This window comes from Kitasatospora saccharophila, from assembly GCF_039529925.1.
Lineage (GTDB): Bacteria > Actinomycetota > Actinomycetes > Streptomycetales > Streptomycetaceae > Kitasatospora > Kitasatospora saccharophila.
This window is the reverse complement of record NZ_BAAANS010000152.1, coordinates 1-1,503: the sequence shown is the minus strand read 5'-3', so window position 1 is coordinate 1,503 and position 1,503 is coordinate 1. Positions and strand designations below refer to the sequence as shown.

The window sequence follows — 1,503 nt, the reverse complement described above, 5'->3', positions numbered from 1 at the left end:
AAGGAGATTCCCAATGGCATTGTCAAGCCGGGGTGGTGACGCCCAGTGATCGGGTCATGCCGCTGCGGCGGCCGGGCTCGGTGTGACTGCCTGGAAGGTGCGGTGGTCGCGTATGAGGGCCCAGAGCACGTTCAGGCGGCGCCTGGCCAGGGCCAGGACGGCTTGCTTGTGGGTCTTCCCCTCGGTGCGTTTGCGCTGGTAGAAGGCTTTCGAGACCGGGCAGCAGATCGAGGCGACCTGGGCGGAGAGGTAGAACATGCGCAGGAGGCGGCGGCTGTAGCGGCGAGGCCGTCTCAGGTTTCCGCTGATCTTTCCGGAGTCGCGGGGGACGGGTGCGAGGCCGGCCACTCCGGCGAGGCGGTCGGGGGTGCCGAAGGCGGTCATGTCGCCGCCGGTGGCGGCGATGAACTCGGCGCCGAGCATGTCGCCGATACCGGGCATGCTGGTGATCACCTCGGCGTCGGGATGCTCGCGAAACCGGCCCTCGATCAGGGCTTCGAGCTCGGCGATCTCCTGGTCGAGGGACATCACCTCCCTGGCCAGGGTGTGGACCATCTTCGCGCAGGTCTTCTCCCCGGGGACGGCGGTGAACTGGGCCTCGGCAGCGGTGAGCGCCGCGTCCGCGGTGTTCTTCGCGGCGGGGGCGGTGCGCACGCCGTGGTTCTTCAGCCAGGTCGCCAGCCGGGCCCGGCCGATGCGCCGCAGTGCGGCGGGCGTCTGGTAGCCCGTCAGCAGGACGAGGGCGCTCTTGGAGGTGCTGTAGTCGAAGGCCCGCTCCAGGGCGGGGAAGTACTCCAGCATCTGCGCGCGGAGCCGGTTGATCGCCCGGGTCCGGTCGGCCGACAGGTCCATGCGGCGCGCGGTCAGGATGCGCAGGTCCACCGCGATCTCGGCGGTTTCCTGAAGCGGCTGCAGGTCGCGGCGCATGCGGGCGGTGTCGGCGATGACGAAGGCGTCCTTCGCGTCGGTTTTCCCGCTGCCGCGGTAGGCGGCCGAGGCGTGGTGCACGGTCCGGCCGGGGATGTAGAGGAGCTGTTGGCCGTGGGCGACCAGGAGCGCGATCCACAGCGCGGCCCCGCCCGCGTTCAGGTCCACCGCCCAAGTGACCCGGTCACCGTCGGCCAGTCCCAGGACGTCGCCGAGCAGTTCCAGCAGTTCGGTCTCGTTGTTCGGCACCCGGCGGGAGAGCACCGTTTTTCCGTCCGCGTCGATGGCGGTGCAGTGGTGCTCGCCCTTGCCCGCGTCCGTCCCCGCCCACAGTTCGGGCACCAGGTCCTCCTCGCTCGGCATGCGTGTTCACGGTCCCAGCAGACGACCTCGCCGACGTGTCCATACGAGCGATCAAGTTCCGCGCATCCCAATCAGCGGCCGAGTCGTCGCGGGGCGCCAGCGGCCAATCTCCTTCAGCCACGACTGCGGCGACCACATGACAGCCACACCGGACGCCCCCGGGTGTCCCGATCTTACGAATGATCCGAACGAACCCACGAAGAAAGGTATGGA

Annotated in this window: 1 protein-coding gene; it reads right to left on the bottom strand. The window is 69.3% G+C overall.

The window, feature by feature from the left end:
• Positions 1-54 precede the first annotated feature (54 nt).
• Positions 55-1,290, bottom strand: a complete 1,236-nt coding sequence (locus ABD345_RS39905; protein WP_344559735.1) for an IS110 family RNA-guided transposase — start codon at positions 1,288-1,290, stop codon at positions 55-57.
• Between the last annotated feature and the right edge of the window lie 213 nt (positions 1,291-1,503).

Bases quoted from the DNA above. Each gene is read 5' to 3' on its own strand.
- ABD345_RS39905 (WP_344559735.1), bottom strand. From the start codon at position 1,290: ATGCCGAGCGAGGAGGACCTGGTGCCCGAACTGTGGGCGGGGACGGAC.